The 18240-nt window shown below is 53.5% G+C and carries 10 protein-coding genes; 6 read left to right on the forward strand and 4 right to left on the reverse strand.

Annotation, left to right across the window (positions count from 1 at the left end):
- Positions 1-24: 24 nt before the first annotated feature.
- From DFQ01_RS24485 to DFQ01_RS24495, 3 genes are read left to right on the forward strand one after another with little or no spacing between them, the layout of a single operon-like run.
- Entirely contained in the window at positions 25-1116 is a 1092-nt protein-coding gene (locus tag DFQ01_RS24485; protein WP_110046575.1) for an endospore germination permease, read from the forward strand.
- Positions 1116-2741: a spore germination protein gene (locus DFQ01_RS24490; RefSeq protein ID WP_245946864.1), complete on the forward strand. Its 1626-nt coding sequence runs from the start codon at positions 1116-1118 to the stop codon at positions 2739-2741. The genes DFQ01_RS24485 and DFQ01_RS24490 overlap by 1 nt, the downstream gene beginning before the upstream one ends.
- Complete coding sequence (locus DFQ01_RS24495; RefSeq protein WP_110046576.1) at positions 2741-3907, forward strand: Ger(x)C family spore germination protein; 1167 nt, start codon at positions 2741-2743, stop codon at positions 3905-3907. The genes DFQ01_RS24490 and DFQ01_RS24495 overlap by 1 nt, the downstream gene beginning before the upstream one ends.
- A 377-nt stretch (positions 3908-4284) precedes the next feature.
- Here DFQ01_RS24495 and DFQ01_RS31755 read toward each other — a convergent pair whose 3' ends face one another.
- Genes DFQ01_RS31755 through DFQ01_RS24515 form a run of 3 tightly spaced genes read right to left on the reverse strand, consistent with a single transcriptional unit; the run spans position 4285 to position 9747 of the window.
- Positions 4285-7128 carry a transglutaminase domain-containing protein gene (locus DFQ01_RS31755; RefSeq protein ID WP_245946865.1) on the reverse strand — a complete coding sequence of 948 codons (2844 nt, stop codon included), beginning with the start codon at positions 7126-7128 and terminating at the stop codon, positions 4285-4287.
- A complete protein-coding gene (locus DFQ01_RS24510; RefSeq protein ID WP_110046580.1) occupies positions 7109-8719 on the reverse strand; it encodes a DUF58 domain-containing protein in 1611 nt (536 codons plus the stop codon). Before DFQ01_RS24510 ends, DFQ01_RS31755 begins: the two co-directional genes overlap by 20 nt.
- Entirely contained in the window at positions 8716-9747 is a 1032-nt protein-coding gene (locus DFQ01_RS24515) for an AAA family ATPase (protein ID WP_110046582.1), read from the reverse strand. Before DFQ01_RS24515 ends, DFQ01_RS24510 begins: the two co-directional genes overlap by 4 nt.
- Before the next feature lie 215 nt (positions 9748-9962).
- Between DFQ01_RS24515 and DFQ01_RS24520 the strand changes: the two genes are divergently transcribed.
- Together DFQ01_RS24520 and DFQ01_RS24525 are read left to right on the forward strand one after the other, a co-directional pair.
- The gene (locus tag DFQ01_RS24520) at positions 9963-14918 is read left to right on the forward strand and encodes an S-layer homology domain-containing protein (RefSeq protein WP_110046583.1); all 4956 of its coding nucleotides are present in this window, start codon (positions 9963-9965) and stop codon (positions 14916-14918) included.
- 1 nt (position 14919) lies between these two features.
- Entirely contained in the window at positions 14920-16755 is a 1836-nt protein-coding gene (locus DFQ01_RS24525; protein ID WP_110046584.1) for an O-antigen ligase family protein, read from the forward strand.
- Positions 16756-16933: 178 nt separating this feature from the next.
- Here the strand turns inward: DFQ01_RS24525 and DFQ01_RS30905 are convergent, their stop codons facing one another.
- Positions 16934-17146 carry a hypothetical protein gene (locus tag DFQ01_RS30905; RefSeq protein ID WP_146216924.1) on the reverse strand — a complete coding sequence of 71 codons (213 nt, stop codon included), beginning with the start codon at positions 17144-17146 and terminating at the stop codon, positions 16934-16936.
- A gap of 126 nt (positions 17147-17272) precedes the next feature.
- On the opposite strand from DFQ01_RS30905, the gene fabI reads away from it, so the two are divergent.
- Positions 17273-18049: an enoyl-ACP reductase FabI gene (gene fabI / locus DFQ01_RS24535; RefSeq protein ID WP_110046586.1), complete on the forward strand. Its 777-nt coding sequence runs from the start codon at positions 17273-17275 to the stop codon at positions 18047-18049.
- Positions 18050-18240 lie beyond the last annotated feature (191 nt).

Here is an 18240-nt window from a genome sequence, read left to right on the forward strand (position 1 = left end):
ATGAACGATCGCAGGTGATGCAAGATGGCCATTTTCCAACGTAAAATATCGTTCCTTCAAGCGGCCATGATCTTCATGCTGGCGAACGGATTAGTCAGTCACGTTATTATCAATCCGATGCTGCTTGACGCTTCTGGTCGTGATGCTTGGATTACAGTCATTGTGTCTGGCATTATCCTCGTCCCTTGGTGCATCATGCTAGCTGTTGCCATGCGGCGCTCAGGCCAGCAAAAGCTCGTACCGTGGCTATCGGCGCGCACGCATCCGGTTATTGCATGGCTGCTCGTCTTGCCGGTTCTCGTCTGCCTGTACATGATCGGCGGAATGACGGCTTCCTACACGGCGACCTGGACCATATCGAACTACCTGCCAACCACGCCACCGCTTGTACTCGGTCTCCTGTTGACCGTCATCAGTGCATTGTGCGCCATATGGGGCATTCGTGTCATTGCTATAACCTCGGGCATTCTGCTGCCGATTGTCATCGCGCTTGGTTATTTCGTGAACATCTCCAACATGCCGGAGAAAGATTTCGCCCTGCTTAAGCCTTATCTCGAGCACGGTTGGAACAAAGTATGGGATGGTCTGATCTACGCCGGCGGGGGATATATCGAATTCGCATTCCTGATGACGGTTCAGCACCATATTCGGACGAAGATAAAGCCCTGGCACATCGTGGTTTTCGCCATCATTATGGTTTACATCTCGCTAGGTCCGATTATTGGCGCGATTACCGAGTTCGGACCAAACGAAGCGGCCAAACAAATGACTTCACCGTATGAGCAATGGCGGTTGGTCAAGCTCGGCGACTACATTGAGCATCTCGATTTCTTCTCGATCTACCAATGGCAGTCCGGCGCCGTTATCCGTATGAGTCTGGCAATCTTTCTTGTGGTCGATATGCTGCCCATAAGACGACCAATGACACGTATGATCACGATCGGTCTAATCGCACTAAGTTATGTCATTCTAGCTGTCATTCCGATCAACGAATACACCTACTACTTGTTTCTGTATCGCTACTACTTCCCCATATCGTTCGTCGTTTTATTCGTTGCTTCAGCGGCATGGATGCTGATCTCAATGGCCTCAAAGCCTTCAAAGGAGGTGCGATAATGGCAAACTCAAGCGGCAGCGGCAGCAGCGGTAACGTGAACTCCTCGAGCGGAGGCAATACAGGCTCCAATATGAGCTCGGGCACCAAGGGCAGCACCAGCGGCGCCGACTCCGGTAACAACCGCAATGTCGGCGGCTCGCGCAAACCGAACCATACGAGCAACGAGCCTTGGACAGAGGAAAGGCTGCAAAGCATATTCAAACGATTCAGCGACGTGAACTTCCAATCCTATCAGTTGGATGAGCAGCCGAATTCACGCGTATTGATGCTCATGGCCGAGGGACTGAGCGACAGCTCGATGATTGGCAAGTTCGTCCTGCCAGGGCTTGTCGATATGTACCATGAAGGCATTCTAAGCGAATCAGGCAATAACAAAACCCAATGGACCGGGGATCTGCCAATGACGCCGATTCATCGTTCCGCTAAGCCGGAGGAGGTAGTAGAAACCGTATTTCGCGGCAGTCTTCTCGTGCTGATTCCGGCGATTCATTTGCTATTCGCGATCGATCTGGCAGATCCGCCGAAGCGCGTTCCGTCCGAATCGAATACCGAAATATCGATAAAAGGCCCCCGCGACGGCTTCGTCGAGGAAATTACGACGAATGTCGCGCTCATTCGGAAGCGAGTGAAGAGCGACTCTCTCTGCTATGAGACGTTCATTCTCGGCACTCGGACGAAAACGCGGGTGGGTCTGCTTTATTTCGACGACATTCTGAATCCGGCGGTATTGAAGGAGGTCCGTAAGAGGCTGCAGGAGATCGACATCGACGGGCTGTACAGCGTAGGTCAGCTTGAGGAAATGATTTCGGATTACAAATTTTCCGTGCTTCCGCTCATGGATTACACCGGACGGCCGGATTACGCGCTGAGCAGCCTGCTGGCCGGCCGATTCGTCGTACTCATCGACGGCAATCCGATGGTGCTCATCGGACCGAGCAATCTGTCGCTGCTATTGAAATCGCCCGAGGATATCCATTTCAACTTCTTCTATGTCTCGTTCACCCGATCGATCCGGCTCATCAGCCTGCTGATTACGCTGCTCCTGCCAGGCATATGGGTGGCGCTCATGGCGTTTCACCAGGATCAAATTCCATTCCGAATGATGGCGACGATCTCCGTATCGCGGCTTGGGCTGCCGCTCTCGCCGCAGATGGAGTTTTTCATCCTACTGCTCCTGCTCGAAATTTTCCGCGAGGCAGGCGTTCGGCTGCCGAATCCGATCGGCCAGACACTCACTGTCGTAGGCGGGCTCATCATCGGCGATGCCGCCATTCGCGCTGGTCTCGTATCGCCTTCCGTCGTCGTCGTCGGAGCCGTTACAGCCGTGTCAGGCGCCACGCTTGTGAATCAGACGCTTAGCACGACTGTCAGCATCGTTCGATTGTTTATTTTCGTGCTGGGCGGCGTACTGGGCATGTATGGGGTCATTCTCGGGATCATTCTATTCGCTGCCTATACGTCGCGGCTGCATTCGTTTGGCATGCCGTTCATGACGCCGCTATCGCCACTACGCATCAAAGAGCTGCTTGCCGCATTTCTGAGGGTACCCTGGCAATATACTGCGAAGCGGCCAAGCTCGCTTGAACCAACCGATCCAGATCATCAGCAGGAGACGGCCTCCTGATGGCGCCTTGGAGCAAACTAATCCAGAGAATGTCCGCTGTCCTGTTGGCGCTGTTGTGCACCCTGCTGCTTCCGGGCTGCTGGAATTCGAAGGACATTCAGAATCTTGCCTACGTCACGGCCATCGGCATCGATTACAAGAACAACCAGTATATTACCTATGTTCAAGTGCTGAACTTCTCGAACGTCGCCCGAACCGAAAACAACACAATCGGCAAACCCGTGCCGACCTGGATCGGCAAAGGCGAAGGAAGTACGGTTGTTGATTCGCTTGACGCCATTCTGGCGACGTCCCAGCTTCGGGTGTTCTGGGGACATGTCAAAACCATCGTCATCACGGAAAATCTGATGCGCAAAGGAGCCGTCGAAGCGTTCTATGCGTTGAACCGTTACCGTGAAATTCGCTATCGGCTGCTCGTATACGGCACGAAAGAACGGCTGGAGGACATATTCACCAAGAAATCGCTGCTCAATCTCTCCCCGCTTGATACGATTATGTATTCGCCTGATCCGACCTACGATCAACGCTCATTCATAAAGCCTGTATACGGCCATCAGACGATCGCCCGAATCAACGAGCCCGGACAGCCTACAATGGTACCGTCTCTGACGATTACGAAAGAGGTATGGAACGAGGATGCGAAACGAGCTCCGCTGCTCAGCATTTCAGGCGCTTACTTTTTCAACGAGAAGGTGCTGTCAGGGTGGCTTTCTTCCGATGACCTGAAGGGGTCCAGGTGGATACAGAAGGGTCTCTCTCAGGCATTCATTCAAGTGCCGAACAAGGACGAAGCGGTTGCTTCACTCTCGCTCTACAAGCCTAAATATCGCATTCGCCCGGTTATAAACGGCAGCGAGGTCCGATACGATATCGAGGTCAGAATCAAAGGAAACTTATCGGAGCTGGTCCAGAATACGTCGATTCCCAAACTGGAGAGTATGGCGCAGGATGTAATCAAGCAAGAGATTCAAGAAACGTACCGCAAAGGGATTGCAGCCCATTGCGACGTTTTCAATCTGGAGGAAACGCTGTACCGCAACTACCCGAAGGTTTGGCGCAGCCAGCACCGAACAGCGCCCTCCCAATTGTCGGAGGAGTCGCTGCGCAATATTACGGTGAAGGTAGACATCCGAAATACGGGCAAATACAAGGCACGGGTGGACTAGCAGGAGCAAGAGCCGCTATTGCGCGAAAGAAGCTATCCGTTAATTCAGGCGGCAGTTGAGGGGAGCAGAAGGTTCTAGCGAGATGCGGTCTGAGCAGAGGTGCAGGAAGAGATCCATATTGGTAAAATGCGGTGCGTAGCAAGGGAGTTGAAGCCGGAGTAGAAGCGGAGGTCGGATGGAATAAAAGGATGTAAGGATATAAGGATATAAAGATGTAATAAAAAGGGAATTGACAAAGGGAAGAAAATGAAAGAGAAAGAGAAAGAGAAAAAAGAAGAAGAAAAAGAAAAAGAAGAAAAAAAGAAGAAGCTGTCGCCGGGGCACCAAGCGTGCCTTGGGACAGCTTCTTCATTATCTGAATGCTTATTCAGGCGACGTTATGGCGTTACCGTCGCCTTGCTGCGGCGTGCGTGGGCCGAGCTGCGCTGCAGCTGGCGGACAACGTCCGCCAGCTCCTGAGCGGATGGCCCGCGGAAGGCGGCGGCTTCGCCGAAGCGCGCGGCTTCGTCCCAGCGCAGGAAGCGCTCCATCGCGGCCGCCTCGCCGCTCGTGAGCGGCAGCTGCGCGCTGTAAGCACGCGCGCTCTGCGCCGGCTTGCGGGCGCCGAACCGGCGCTCGACGCGCCGCCACAGCGCATCCGATGCGGCGAGATAACTCGCCCGCATCACGAGCGCGCTTGGCGCGTCAGCGCCTCCTGCGCGCGCATAGCGGCGCAGCGCTGCGGCTGTGCCGCGCCGGCGCAGCCGGGCGGCGCCATGCGCCGCCAGCGCGCAGACCGCGAGCGCGGCTGCGCCAAGCGCCGCGGCCAGCGGCGCTGACGGCGGCCATGCCGCCGTCCAAGCGGCTTCGCCGCCGGCAGCGACACGGCCGGCGGCGTGCCGCACCGCGTGCGCGAGGGCTTCGCCCGCTCGCGCGAGCGCGTCGGCGGTCCGCGAAGCGGCCGCCGACAGCCAAGCACGAGCGCCGCCATCTTGCGCGGCGCTTGTGCTTGGCGCAGCGGCATCGGGCTGGCTGTGGCCGCCCGATGAGCTGCTGTGCGCTGCGGCTGCGGACGGCTGGGCAGCCGACGCGCCGCTGAAGCCAGGCGTTGGGTCGAATGGCACCCAACCCACGCCTGGAAAATACACCTCAACCCAAGCATGCGCATCCGAATCGCGCACGACGTACGTCGATGGCGCGGTGCCGCCTTTATTTTCCACCTCTGCCATTGATTCTGCCGTTGCTGTTGATCCTGCCGTTGCTGTTGATCCTACCGCTGCCGTTGATCCTGCCGCACCTGTGACTTCCCCAGCCATGCCGGCAATAATCGCCCCTGCAAGCTTTCCGTCCTCATCGTTACGAATGGCACTTGTACCCGTCGATGCCGAAGCTGCGCTGTTTCCCGCACTCAGCAGTACGCTAGCCAGCTTCAAGCCTCCCGAATCGTTTGCCGTTCCCAACACATCAACAGCAGCACCATCGCTGCGAACTGCCTTTGCAAGCCCTGCGCCACTGCCGTTACCTCCCGCTGTGCTTGCCGTTTGTCCCTGCCCCGCTCCGTCAGTCTCCGCAAGCTCACCAGGCGCAAAGCCTTTCACATAACGAGCCGGAATGCCCTGCGTCCGCAGCATCACAACCATCGCCGTCGAGAAATGAACGCAATACCCCTGCTGCTGCTCGAACAGAAAATCGTCGACGAAATCTGAACCAACTGGCGGCTGATCCGTGCCATCAAGCGAGTACGTGTAATGCGTCTTCAAGAACGTTTCCAACGCCTTTACCTTTGCAAAACGCGTCATGCCGCCCCAGCTGTCCTGTCCGTCTGCAATGACCTGCGCTGCCATTTCGGAGACACGGGATGGCAAATTCGCCGGAAGCTGCGTATAAGTCTTCACAATCTCTTCCGGGTCATCTTCGGTCAGCCCCTGCATCGAATTAAGCCGCTGCTGCAGCTGCTCCTCCGTCAGCGGCGCCTGCGCCTCCACTGTATACGAAGCCACTTTCACCCCTGTGCCCGGCGCGAACAGCGTCCCCGTCTCCTCATCCTCCCAGTAGCGGAGCTGCTGTCTCGAAGGCGAATCCGACACGAGCTGTGTCACAATGGCATCCGTCCCTCCGGCAAAAAGCGGCAGTCCCGCTTCCGGCTCCGCCAAGCGGAACGTTTCCTTCACCGCTTGCGCAGACGTACCTGGATCGGCAACGAGCCTGCTCGACCATTCCGTCCCGTCGTCCGTCCAGCCTCTGCCGGTGTAGATCGACTTGGACGTGCCGCGCCAATACATCGGCTGAGCCGACTGCACCGTGAACATCACCTGATTGTTCGACACAAGCGCTTCGCCTAATCGACTGTCATCGAACCCATAACCCGTCGATGCGTTGCTGCTGCCTCGTGCGTTCGCTGCCTGCGCCGAATAGCGATCCGACAATTGGTCGATCGCCCCTTCCCATCGGTCCGACCAATTCGCCGTCCATTCAGCAGGTTCCGAAGACCAGGGCTTCTGATATGCACCCAGCAGCGCTGCTCCGGCGATCAGCGCGCTGATGACAAGCGTCCCGCCTGTCCAGCCGCCCTGCCAGCCAGCCAATCGCCCAGCTCTTGTCCCATTGTCCGGCCCCAGCCCATATACCCGATGCACGCGTGCCAGCGTGACGGAAGCCGCTAACAGCAGCCATTCGAGCGATGCTCTTGCAACGCCCCACTGCGTATTCATACCGAGCCACTCATGCAGCATCAGCAAATAAAGGACGGTTGCAAGCCCAATTCCATGGGAGAGCTGTCTTGCCCAAATAATAAGCTGCAGCGCAGGTACAAGCAGCGCCCAGCCGAGCAGCAGGATCAGCGCCCGCACCTCGCCCGACATAAGCCAGAGGCCGCCCTCGGTCAGACGCATCGCCTCATCCGCCATACGCGACGGGAAATCCATCAACCAAGCGATTGGCGCTTGTCCCTCCCCATACAGCTGCCACAACGTCCAGCCAATGACGAGGACATTCCAGAAGAAGGCGGCAACGGCACGCCAGCGAAACAGCTCCCCAGCTGCAAAACAAAGCACCGCAATGAGCAGCGGCGCAGCATCGACCTTCATACTGCCGGTCGGACGCGCCCATGGCCAGATCCATTCCAGCAGCAAGCCGTAGAGCAAGAGACTCGTCCACAGCCGATGGACAAAAGGAACCGCCTCATACAAGCTTCGCTCCTTGCGGCTGTCATCTGGCACTTGCTTATTGGCTTGCTTGCTCATGACCTTCACCGCCTTCCACGATTGCAGTCCGCTTCGCCTTATCGTCATCGCCTGGCATCGGAACCCATACGACGCGGATGCCTGCACGCTCCCAATCGCGCTGACGCGCTCTCATCCCAGTCGACGGCAGGCGCTTCGCCGTCAATACATGCACCTCAATGCGCCAGCCGTTCGCTGCCGCATAAGCGGCCAGCCGTTCGCCAAGCTCACCGCTGCGCCACTCTGCCGTAATAAGCATGAAGGTCGCGCCGCGCGTAATGCCCTCGCGATTTAATACGGCATCTATACCTTCCAAGCCGGGCTGACCACCCGCCGCAGTCAGAGCAGTCGGAGCCGTTGGCTTCATTCGCGTCAATCGCTCCAGCGCCTCCCGCTGAGCCGATAATCGCGAAGTCTGCTGCGCATCCACTGGCTTACTTGCATGTGTGCTGCCATCTAACAGACGAAAGGAGACGCCGTTGGCCGTCGCATGTCGGATTTGTACGGCCGCATAACCAACAGCCGCATCGAACCAATAATCGCTGCCATCGTACGCCTCCGCGGCAGAATCGATCAACATCAGCAGCGAGGGCGGCTGCGATGCCGGCTCCCGTTTCGTCACCCAGCTGCCGCCCCGTGAAGCGGCACGCCAATCAATATGACGTGCATCGTCTCCCGGCCGGTACGGCTGACGCTGCATCCCCGCTCGGTCGGCGACCGTTGTGCGCTGACGAGGACGCGCACGCTCCGTTGCATGCACGTAGCCGCCCGCTGATCCATCAAGCGGCCTGCTCTCCATGGTCGCCCTCGACTTCCCGCCTCCAATGGGCAGTTCACAATGACCTGTCCAATCCGGCAGCACGAGAAAAGAAGCTCGCCTACGGCTCTCACTAGACTCCACAGCCTCCGATGCAGCAGTTCCATCCATTTGCGACATTTTCACAAGTCCGCTGCTATTCTGAATATCCGCCTGAATCCGTGCTCTGCCGTTCATCTGACTTCGCACAATTCCACTTTCTTGAGCGCCCGTCCGAACCTTCACGACACGCTTCACGGCTGTTAATCCAAACGCATCGCCAAGCGTAACTTCCATCGCTCCATAACGATAAGCGCCGCGTGCCAGCTCGCGAACCTTATACATAGTCTGCCATTCCCGCCCCCGCCAAGGAAGCCCGACATCCCCATAGTAGACTGCCCTTGGCTGCACACCACTCTCATTAATGCATTCCTCGCGAACATATACCCATAAGAGCGGAAGCGGCATTCGCATATGAAATGTCAGCGTAACCTGCAGCTCACCGCCCGCCGTCGTCTCCGGCGCCGAAAGTACGCGATGCGCCTCAATGCCGGCTACTCGCGCTGCGATTATCGGAAGCAGTCCAACGATGACAATACCGCTAAGCAGCACCGCTGCGAATATTTCTGGCATTTGACCGCGCAAGATCGAAGCCGCCACGGTAGAGAGCCAGCCCGCCGACAGCATCGTCCACATCCATCGGCGCGTCCGATAGATCGGCTGCGTCTGTTTAACCTGCAGCCTCTTGATCATAGGCTTAGCGTTGTTCACCTTTGGCGCACTAGCCGCTTGTGACGTACTACTGCCGCTGCTCATCGCCGGCGCCTCCCAGCAACGGATGCCGGCATCGGCGTACTGCGAATGATACGGTCCAGCACCGTTGCCGCCGTCTGTCCTGACGCCGCATAAGCAGGCAGCACCGTCAGCCGATGCGCAAGCACAGGCTCAGCCGTCGCTAACAAATCGTCCGGCAGCAGAAACCGTCTTCCTTCCATATAAGCGGTCGCCTGCGCTGCGCGAAGCCAATCCCGAGATGCGCGTGGGCTTGCTCCAGCTTCCAGCTCCACTGCAGCTCTCGTCTCACTTACAATTGAAACCGCAAAGGGCAGCAGATCCGGGTGCACATGCACGGTCTTGCATTCGCGCTGCATTCTGCGCCATTCCTCCACCGCGACAACCGGCTTCAAGCCCGATGGGTCGACCGATCGGTTGTCTGCAAGCGCCGCAAGCAATCGCACCTCATGCTCCACCGATGGGTAGCCGATGGACAACCGCATCATGAACCGATCCGTCTGCGCCTCCGGCAGTGCGAAGGTACCCTCATAATCCCACGGGTTCTGCGTGGCAATAAGCATGAATGGCTCCGGCAGCCGGCGGCTCTCGCCGTCCGTCGTAACGCACCGCTCCTCCATCGCCTCCAGCAGCGCTGACTGCGTGCGCGGCGGCGTCCGGTTTAATTCATCGGCCAATACGACATTGGCCATAATCGGCCCCGGCACGAATAGGAAGGAGCCGCTGCGTCCATCCCATACCGAGCCGCCGGTTACATCTGCAGGCTGCATATCCGCCGTTAGCTGAATCCGCTTGAACTGACCGCCGATGACCGCGGCGAAGGCGCGGGCCAGCATCGTTTTGCCAACGCCTGGTACGTCCTCCAGCAGCACATGTCCACCTGCTAGAAACGCTGCCAGCACCTTCGAAATCACTTCTTCCTTGCCATACAGCACCGACCCGATCTTGCTCCGCATCCGCTCCAGCAGCAGCTCCGGCGGCTCATGCCACTCCCCGCTGCTCCGCACTCCCTCATCCTCCGGCCAACGTTCATAGTTCGTCACGGTCGTCATTGCGATTCTCCTGCCTCCTGCCCTAATGGAAATCTCTTATCTAGCAGTCTCTCCGAAAATAGCAATCGTTAGACGCTGTTCAATTGAGATAACTCAAACAAATTTAGGAGAATTTTAGAATTCGGATCATCGTAATCCCTTTCAATAAAAAGCTTAAATGCTATAATTTTCTATGGTAAACGTTTAAAAAAATTGATAAATAGGGGATCTGAACGATGTTTAAGCGTTGTGCAGCAAGCGTCATTGCATTTCTACTTCTATTCACGCTAGCATTGCCCGTACAAGCAGAAACAACAGAAGAAAATGCGGCAGACAGCACCGTCACGGAGGAAACACAGCCGGTCGACAATCCAGAAAGCGAGGTTCAGTCACTCCCGCTGCCAGAAGCCGAGGTGCAGCAAGAAGTTCCAATCATGAATCCCCCCGCTTCTGTAGAAGGTTTTCTTATACTAGGTGCAATGGATGGTTACGCCTTTAACAACGGCAGCTTCACGTTCCATTACACGGAAGAGAACGGCGATACCACCAACTATTATTCGCAATCATTTAATGGGATGATCAATGTAAGCGAGCTCCCAATCCCACCAAAGTCGGTTGTCACACTATCCGTATCCGCTTTATTTAACGGGCTCCAATCTGATAATTCCATCCTCTATATCGATGAAATTAAGATGACGCGCGAGGACTTGATTAATCTGGATATGTGGGATATTAATCCCAATGCCATACTAGCTCCACTGGATGCATCCTCTATTACGTTTAGTAATGCAATGCTCCAAGCTCCTAACGATTTTAGGACCACCAACCTAGCAAACCTATCTATTCTCACTACTCAAACCGCTTTGGATCTGAGCATTCGAGGAGAGCAGGAGCATACAGGATACCTCGTCACCCAGTCCTTTCCGATCGTCCCGAACGCAGCGCTGACCTTTAATCCTAATAACGTAAATACGGCCTCGACGCTTGTACTGCCTGATATCTGCCAATCCACGAGCATTGCAAACATGAATATGTATGCCGGATTCTCAGATATTAATAAACTCGTCGTGAATAACGGGGTTTATTCCATTTACTGCACGAAGCATAGTGAAATCGAAGGCGGAGATCGCACCACAACTTGGAGTGCTGACCAAATCGATGTAACCGGGAATAAACAACTGCTAGTCGGACCTCCGGAACTCAACATTTCATGGTCAAGTTTTTCCGCGGACAGTTTTTGGATCGAATCGCGAATCAGCAATGGCGATTTCCAGTTGAACAGCATGACCGACCTGGTCGATGGTGAATATAAGGAACAAATCCAATCAAAGATTAAAATAACAGACAGCAAGAACGTAACGGTTTATGAATCCGAAGGAGAAAACTGGAGAAGCACTTATCATAATTTCGAGCCGCTGCTGTCCAGCGATACTTATACTTTTGAATTGACGGTTACGTACCCTGGTCTAACACAGCCGTTATCTATCAAGAAGTCGATTAACATATACAACCCTAATGACTACACGGGCAAAGGAATCATTGTTCAAGCTGAGAACGAAGCCGGACAACCTCTGCAGAACATGCAGGTCCAAGTATTCGAGAAGATACCACCATATATCGGCAATGGCGACAATGATGGAACGCAGTATTACTCCGAGCCTGCGTACACATCTTCAATTAGCAAAGGAGAAGCGCTTGTTATCCCAAGCAGCCTGCTTGTTGTAGGCCGCAGCTACGATGTTATCGTTACGGGTACTTCATCGAATAGTCAGCATACCGTCATGTACAAACAATCCGTTACCAATGACACGCAACAGCTTCAACTAAAAGCGGCTAATCTCAAACACGTTACAGTCAGTGCCAACTACGCAACTTCCGAAGATACACTCGTTATCGCAATGATTGACGATTATAACAACTCGATTGGTTGGCCATTCGCATCTCGATTCCAGAACAATCATCAGTCCGATCTCTATATTCAGACAGATAGCAAGCTGTCCATGATAACGAACTTATATGATGAGAGCAGTGACACAGGCTATCTGCTTTCCAATAGCGTGAAGTTGTCTAACGATGACAACCAATCGTTCAGCATGAACGGAGCAACCGTTCAAATTCAACTGCCGACAGGCTATGACAATGCGAAGCTGAAGGTAAGCTCGTTCGATTATTCCAGCAAATACGAGGCGAATCGTTATGTCGTTACGCAAGGCATGAATATTACAGCCTCCTACTACGTTGAGTCTGACGGTTACCGTTATTCGTTCGATAAGGGCTTGGGCGGGGTTCAAAGCGATGTTAGCCTTCGCTTCGGACGCGAGTTCAATAATCGCTTATCTTATAATCAAATCTTTGCCGCTGGAGAAGTGAATCAACGGGTTTATACGGATTATATGGATGAGCAGGACAACCTGTTGACGGACGTCGCGCCACTTGAAATTGCGAAGATCACAGATCGTGTCGACTCTACCTCTGATGAGATGACGTTCATGGTAGGAGAAGCGGATCATGCAAGCACAATGTCCGTTCAATCGACAGACAACGGGATTGCCTACACATCCGTTGATCCTTCTGACGATGGCCAGTCGGTCGCTGCTAATGGCTCTATTATTAATTATCAGATGTATGATGCGTCCAACAATAGGATTGGCGGAGCACTGGGAACAGCGTCGACGCAGGAGGTTCAGGCAGATATACCGGCGCTGCTGGGCGACTACTCGCTGCAAATTAGCAGCCAGCGATTCCCGGATACACTCGTCAAGCTGTCCGGGCAGGCGAACATCACTGCCGGGAACTCGTATGATGAGAATGCGCTTGTCATCCCAATCGAACCGCCGACTGGCTATACATCCGAGGACCTTGGATACGGGGATACCCGCCTGATACCGATTAAAAATCCTTCGTCTCCTATTACGGGATGGGTATCGCAAGGCAAGATCTATTTCTACGACCCGTCCGGTATTGTTGCGAGTGAACAGTATGCTCTGCATATGACCGTCAATTTGAAGACGTCGAATGGAACGATTCTTTACTACAATCAAGTGAAGTTGACTGGCGCTCAGCTTCTCAGTCTACAGCAGATGAAGGCCCCATCCAATCTCGTAGCCGTAAAGGTAACCGACAAGCTGCCGAACGGTTTCGATTTGAACAATTTACGGGGCGAATTCCCTACGATCGGCAGTGAAGATGTATTATTCGACACCGATCTAAGCTGGAGCTATCAGAATAGCAGTCAGATCCGACTAGACACGATTCTGATGCGGCCACAAAACTTCCAACTCATTGAAGATGGTCGAAACTTAATCACATCTTACTACCATCTGAAGAAACAGGTTCAGGTCAACTCGGCAGGTGGCATTACGTCCCTTACTGACTTAGGCACACATCGTTTGCAGCTGCAAAATAAAGCACCTTTTATTGCTTTCCGGTCAATTCTTCCGGGTACCCCTTCTTATCTTTACAGCTGGAACGATAGCAATCTATATGAACAAGCTTATGTCGGCCCTGGTAATTACAAATTTATGTTCATGACGAGTTCGTACTCGCAAGGGGAAATCCCTTGGAAATTACAGTGGATCACTACGAAGACCTATAATATGAACCAGGACACGGTCATTCCGTTCACTGGCAAAGTCGAATTATCCCAGTCCAAATTGAATTTTACGCAGCGAACAAAGAACGGTACAACGACATTGTCCTTTAAACCAGCATTTATTAGTGGTGGTTTGGCACTTCAGCGGGTGGAAACGATTGCTGCAGGCAACGGCAGCTACACCTATACGGTTCCGGCAATCATTACAATTAAGGACAGCAGCAAGAAGAAAATTTACGAAGCCGTTTCTTACAGCTATGACACCGATGCCAATTATGAGATTACCAAGACGCTTGCTGATGGCACTTACACCATCACCTTCAGCCAGCCAATCGGACCAAATGACGAAGTGGTATTATCCAAGACATTCACGGTCGGATCTAGTGTAGCGGGAGGCGGAGGCGGCATCCCTATCGTTGGTGGTGGCGGCGGCGTACCATCTACCAGTGAGGACACCAGCACAGAGAATAACAGCGGTAATGAGTCTGAATCACCGAAAAGCAAGACCTTCAAATCTGAGGATATTCCTGCAGCAGTCAATGGTACGGTTACACTGCCGGTTCAGGACAGCCAGCGTGTCGATATCGCTGCGTCGTTATTGAAGGGTGAAGGTGCGAGGAATAAGCTGGTGTTAACAGGTGACGACTCCACCATTACGTTACCGCCAGAAGTGCTGCAGCAGCTTTCCGACCTGATCGGAACGGACAAGCTGGCAGATGCACAAATTTCGTTATCCTTTGCTCCGGTCAGTGAAGCACAAGTAACAGATGCTATTCAGCCTTCCTCCGGCAGTACGGTTAAACCCGTCGGACCTGTTTACGAGTTTAAGCTCACAATAACAGCGAAGGATGGCACGCCAGTTACACTCTCCAAGTTCAATGCGCCGATTACGGTAGCGTTCGAGGTAGACAGCGATGCCAACAAGTCGTTAACGAATGTGTACTACATTGCAGATGACGGCGCGCTGACCTACGTACCTGGGCATTGGGAGAACGGTAAGCTGGTCGCTCAGATCAGTCACTTCAGCCAATATGGCGTCCTTGAAGCGCATCGCTCGTTTGCAGATATTAGCGCCACCCATTGGGCGCATGATGCAATCGAACAATTAGCAGCGAGACAAATTGTACAAGGCGTATCGGACAATACATTTGCTCCGAACAGGAAGATTACGCGGGCGGAGTTCACCGCTATGATCGTCAATGCGCTTGGACTTACATCATCGCAGCCTGCGACATTCAGTGATGTCCCGAGTACAGCTTGGTATGCGGAGGCGGTCGCTGCGGCATTTGAGAACAACCTGATCAAAGGCATCAGTGCTAGCGAATTCGCTCCTAACAAGTCCATCTCACGCGAAGAGATGGCTGTTATCATCGTCAATGCACTGAAGCTGAAACAAGCAGCTTTGCAGACGGATGCTAAACCAGTCTCCTTCAACGATACAAGCGCGATTAGCAGTTGGGCTTCAGAAGCGGTGAATACCGCATCTGCGAATGGCCTGATCAACGGCAATGGTACAGGCGGATTTAATCCGCGAGGTATGACAACACGTGCAGAAGCCGCACAAGTGCTCATGAAATTGATTACCTTACTCGAGCAATAGAATGAATGAGGGACCCGAGCAATCGGGTCTCTTCCCGTATACCGATGAGAAAGAGATGGATCACATCATGATAAAGCAAGCGATTAATCAGAAGCTTACGGTCGGAACAATAACACTCCTACTCTTCCTGCTAAGTGGTCCGTGGTTTCACGGATTCCTGCTTGAATCTGAACAGATGGCAGCTGTTCTCGTCATTTCGATAGGCTTCATCCTGTTCTTGATTAAACAACGGCTCCAAGGCAGTGCGGAGTTGTACTTGCTAGCCGCCTTCTTTGTCTTATACGCGATAAGCTTAACCTACGGTGATGATCATCACGAAGCGCTGACTGGGCTGCTTAGAGCCGTAATGCTCATCCCGCTGCTTCTGTTCGTCCAATCGGCTGAGCAGCAAGTGATGAATCGAATATGGACCGTATGGACATGGGTCGTCGGTTTCTCGGTACCCATCGCGATCATATCCAATCGCTTCGTCGACGGTCGCCTCGCCGGATATATCGATTATGCCAACAGCTATGCGGTTGTGCTGTTAGTTGGCCTAATTATGGCTATCGCTATGTCGGTCGTTCAACCGTCCTTCATCCCATGGATGCAAATCCCGATCTTCTTATGCGCTGCTGGCATCTATATGACACAATCGCGAACGGTACTTGTGCTTATGCTTACCGTCGTTCCTGTACTATGGTTTATCCTTAGGCGAGATATGGCTGTATTATGGCTCCACTCGTGTATCAGCAATGTGCTGGGCATCGGGGCTGCGGCTGCATACAGCTGGACTCCGCTGCTTTGTATCCCGGCAGCTATCTTATTTGGGCTAGTACTTCGATTTCCATTGAACCGTATCACGATTTCAAGCCGCTCCATCAAGCTTGTACTCGTATGCGCCATTCCTGTGTTAGCTGTTGTTCTTATTTGGATGGGCCCAGGCATGGCAGAACGCTGGAGCACCTTTACTTCGCGTACGGGAGAAGGTGCGACGAGGCTTGTCTATTATCGCGATGCATGGTCGCTCGTATTGGACTCGCCGATATGGGGCTGCGGTGCAGGAGCATGGTCCAATCTGCAATATGCTTATCGTTCATCCGATTACTTCACCGCTTATGTTCACAGTGGGCCGCTTCAGGTCATGATGGAGGTCGGCATCATTGGTTTTATGCTGCTGGCCGCAGCCTGCATCTGGCCGATTGTTCGAGGCTTACTAGCTGCTAGAAGCTTGGAGTCGACGGAAGCAAAATTATACGTCATTCGCGCACTAGCTGGTGGTGTACTGCTGCTGCATAGTTTAGTCGATTTCTCTCTATCGTTTCCTTATATCCTTGGACTTTTCTTTATCTTAGTCGCGGTCCCAGCTACTAGCCAGCGTGCAGACTCGGCGACAACAAGTAAGCACCGTCACCTTATCTTCAAGTCAACCGCTATACTCGTCGCAGCCGGTACGTTCGTATTGTCGACGATGCTGCTGGTATCCGATCGGCTTCAACAGTCCGCCGCTCAGGCCTATTCCGAGGCACGTAAAGCGGATGCTGTACAGCTGCTTGATCGAAGCGCGGACTACGCGATCTGGCCAGACCGAATCTATGACCGCAAGGCACGTATGTATCTGCTTGAATACGACGCCACCCACGATCGTCGCTATCTCGAGGTTGCACAGCAGGACAATGACCGAGCGCTCGCGATCTATCCGAATCACATCGGATATGAGAAGCTGCGCAGCGACATTTACTGGCGTCTTGGCAACAAAGATAAAGCCGTACAGCTGCTGAGCGAACTCGTCGATCAGAATCATTTTATGGATCAATGGCATGAGGATTTGAAGCAGAAGCAAGCACAAATGAAATAGTTTAATCGCTTGCCACACTGTCGCGGGACTGGTCATCTACTTGGCTAATCCCGCGGCAGTTTGTTGTTCTGGTGGTAGTCATAATCTCTGAACTTCACGTTGCCGGATATGGGATGTCTATTGCACCGCCTGTCTGCCCCTCTCCTCTCCTCTCCTCTCCTCTCCTCTCCTCTCCTGCTCATGCCATTACCTCTATCTCTGCTACCTCTACCTCTACCTCTACCTCTACCTCTACCTCTACCTCTATCTCTACCTCTGCTTCTGCTTCTGCCTTCCTATCTCCATCTCCAACTCCATCACTTGACCTGCCAACTAGAATGTCCGATATCAACACATACATCTCTCCTTCATTCTCACCGTGATCTTGTAACCTTTCATCTTCTCGAGTCAAATAACAACGCTCCTATTTAGCTATGTATTTGCTTCTCCCCCGCAGTTAAAGCTATAATGGGCTTATACGATTAGCATCTGGTACTAATAGTTAGTACTAATTCATAGACATCTTGGAGGTAAGACAATGACCGGATTAATGAATGGGAAGAACGTCGTCGTCATGGGGGTGGCGAATGAGCGCAGCCTTGCTTGGGGCATTGCGAAGTCACTGCACAGCGCAGGAGCAAAGCTGATTTTCACATACCGGAAGGAACGCTCGCTCGCTAAGCTGACCGGACTGCTGCAGGATGCGACGATCGAACCGCTGATGTGCGTATCGTGCGACGTGAACGACGATGCGAGCATCGCTGCGGCATTCGAGGAGATAAAGCAGCAAGCAGGCGTTATTCACGGACTCGTCCATTCGGTCGCTTTCGCCGAGAAGGATGAACTGAAGGGCGAATACGTCGACACTTCGCGCGAAGGGTTCCTGCTCGCACAAGACACGAGCGCTTACTCGCTCGTAGCGGTTGCACGAGAAGCGAAGAAGCTGATGACAGAAGGCGGCAGCATCGTTACGCAATCGTATATTGGTGCTAGCCGTGTCGTGCGCAACTATAACGTGATGGGCGTGGCGAAAGCTTCGCTTGAAGCAAGCGTCAGATATTTGGCCGAAGACCTTGGCAAATACGGTATTCGCGTCAATGCAGTATCCGCAGGCCCGATTCGTACGCTCGCAGCCAAAGGCGTATCTGGCTTCAACGATATTATGACGACAATTGAAGAGCGCGCGCCGCTGCGCCGCAATATCGACCAGGACGAGGTAGGCGACGCGACCCTGTTCCTGCTCAGCAACCTGTCACGCGGTGTTACTGGCGATGTGCTGCATGTCGACGCCGGCTATCATATTCTAGGGCTCTAATAAGCGACGGCTGCTCAGCCGACGATTCCCTTAGCTGTGTATTGAACGTAACGATTGCCACAGCGGCTATTCAGCGAAAACAGCCATCGATGAATGTGTAAACATTCCTGTAGAGTCTAAGAATTGAGCTTGGACAAAAAAAGGAGCGCCTCGTATGATGGGGGTTGAACGGATCAATGTCCTAATACCCA

The organism is Paenibacillus cellulosilyticus, assembly GCF_003182255.1.
Taxonomy (GTDB): domain Bacteria; phylum Bacillota; class Bacilli; order Paenibacillales; family Paenibacillaceae; genus Paenibacillus_T; species Paenibacillus_T cellulosilyticus.

Excerpts from the sequence above, each read along its gene's own strand:
- DFQ01_RS24495 (WP_110046576.1), top strand. The coding sequence starts at position 2,741 with ATGGCGCCTTGGAGCAAACTAATCCAGAGAATGTCCGCTGTCCTGTTG.
- DFQ01_RS24515 (WP_110046582.1), bottom strand. The coding sequence starts at position 9,747 with ATGACGACCGTGACGAACTATGAACGTTGGCCGGAGGATGAGGGAGTG.
- DFQ01_RS24490 (WP_245946864.1), top strand. The coding sequence starts at position 1,116 with ATGGCAAACTCAAGCGGCAGCGGCAGCAGCGGTAACGTGAACTCCTCG.
- DFQ01_RS24510 (WP_110046580.1), bottom strand. The coding sequence starts at position 8,719 with ATGAGCAGCGGCAGTAGTACGTCACAAGCGGCTAGTGCGCCAAAGGTG.
- DFQ01_RS24485 (WP_110046575.1), top strand. The coding sequence starts at position 25 with ATGGCCATTTTCCAACGTAAAATATCGTTCCTTCAAGCGGCCATGATC.
- fabI (WP_110046586.1), top strand. The coding sequence starts at position 17,273 with ATGACCGGATTAATGAATGGGAAGAACGTCGTCGTCATGGGGGTGGCG.
- DFQ01_RS31755 (WP_245946865.1), bottom strand. The coding sequence starts at position 7,128 with ATGAGCAAGCAAGCCAATAAGCAAGTGCCAGATGACAGCCGCAAGGAG.
- DFQ01_RS24525 (WP_110046584.1), top strand. The coding sequence starts at position 14,920 with ATGAATGAGGGACCCGAGCAATCGGGTCTCTTCCCGTATACCGATGAG.
- DFQ01_RS24520 (WP_110046583.1), top strand. The coding sequence starts at position 9,963 with ATGTTTAAGCGTTGTGCAGCAAGCGTCATTGCATTTCTACTTCTATTC.